Annotated in this window: 2 protein-coding genes; both read right to left on the bottom strand. The window is 73.8% G+C overall.

Going from position 1 to position 1,505, the window contains the following annotated elements; genetic code table 11:
* Positions 1–17 precede the first annotated feature (17 nt).
* Complete coding sequence (locus EJC51_RS23065) at positions 18–323, bottom strand: ferredoxin (RefSeq protein WP_165951290.1); 306 nt, start codon at positions 321–323, stop codon at positions 18–20.
* A 5-nt stretch (positions 324–328) separates the two neighbouring features.
* Entirely contained in the window at positions 329–1,498 is a 1,170-nt protein-coding gene (locus tag EJC51_RS23070) for a cytochrome P450 (RefSeq protein WP_126272834.1), read from the bottom strand.
* Between the last annotated feature and the right edge of the window lie 7 nt (positions 1,499–1,505).

The following is a 1,505-nucleotide window of genomic DNA, read 5'->3' on the forward strand; positions in this document are numbered from 1 at the left end:
GCGCCCCGCGGGGCCGTTCAGTCAGACCGGTCCCACCCGGCACTTCCCTGTCCGTCCGACGGCACCAGCGCGATGGCGCGGGCGGGACAGCGGGACGCGGCCCTGCGCAGCGCCGGCAGGGCCTCAGGGCCCGCCTCCCGGGCCCGCGGCACGACCAGGCCGTCGTCCTCCGACTGGTCGAAGAACTCCGGCTCGAACAGCGCGCAGGCGCCCGAGCCCACACAGCTGTCGCGGTCCACGCGGATGCCCACCCGGGCGGTGTCCGCGGTGCCTGCGGTGTCCGCTGTGTGTGCCGTATCAGCCGTGTGTGCCGTGTCCGCCACCGGCCTCACCACAGGACCGGCAGCGTCTCGACGCCGAACTGCGGCGCCAGCGACCGGAACCGCAGCTCCTCCACCCCGGCGCCGAGCCGCAGGCCGGGGAAGCGTTCCAGCAGCCCCGTCAGCGCGATCCGCAGCTGGAGCCGCGCCAGCGCCGCGCCGAGGCAGAAGTGCACGCCGAAGCCCAGCGCCAGGTGGTTGCCGGGCTCCCGGGCGATGTCCAGCCGGTCCGCGGTGCCGTCGTCGCCGCCGTACGGGCAGCGGTTCGCGGCGAACACCGAGCACGACACGACCTCGCCGGCCTTGATCAGCTCCCCGCCGATCTCCACGTCCACCAGCGCGGTCCGCGGCGACACGGACGCCACCACCGACACATAGCGCAGCAGCTCCTCCACCGCCCGGTCCATCAGCGCGGGCCGCTCCCGCAGCAGGGCCAGCTGGTCCGGATGGCACAACAGCGCCAGGACCCCGAGGCCGATGGTCTCCGCCGTGTTCTCGATCGAGCCGTTGGCGACGCTCTCGCAGATGCCGGCGACCTCCTCGTCCGACACCGCGTCCCCGTGCTCCCGGATCAGCATCCCGGCCAGGCCCTCGCCCGGATCGCGGCGCTGGGCCGCGGCCAGCTTCCGGAAGTGCCCCACGTACTCCGACGTCGCCGGGTGTCTGCGCGGGCTGTGCCCGGACGCCCGGTGGTCGCCGAGCCGGGACAGCTCGGACAGGTCGTCGCGGGGCAGGCCGATCAGCTCGGCGAGGATCAGGCCCGACACCGGCCGGGCGAAGTGGCGCATCAAGTCGGCGGGGCGGCCGGCCCGTTCCAGCACCTCCAGCCGCTGCTCCACGATCCGCGCCATCATCGGCTCCATTGCCTTCATCTGCCGCACCGTGAACATCGGCGCCACCAGCCGCCGCAGCCGGCTGTGCTCGGCCCCGTCGGTCTGCAACAAACTCCCCGGATGCGGATCGGGCTTGCGGCCGTCCGGCTCGGGCGGCGGCATGCTGGAGAACCGCTCGGCGTCGGCGAGGATCTGCCGCACCACCTCACGATCGGTCACGATCCAGTGGGGCATCCCGCCGGGCGGCCGGAACAGCGGCGCCCGCGCGTTGAGTTCCAGGAGCTCCGGCACCGGGTCCAGGACGTCCCGGCGCTTGTCCACCGGAAGCTCGAACGACTGCGTCATGCGAGTC

It is taken from the genome of Streptomyces aquilus (assembly GCF_003955715.1).
Classification (GTDB): Bacteria; Actinomycetota; Actinomycetes; order Streptomycetales; family Streptomycetaceae; genus Streptomyces; species Streptomyces aquilus.

Bases quoted from the DNA above. Each gene is read 5' to 3' on its own strand.
- EJC51_RS23070 (WP_126272834.1), bottom strand. From the start codon at position 1,498: ATGACGCAGTCGTTCGAGCTTCCGGTGGACAAGCGCCGGGACGTCCTG.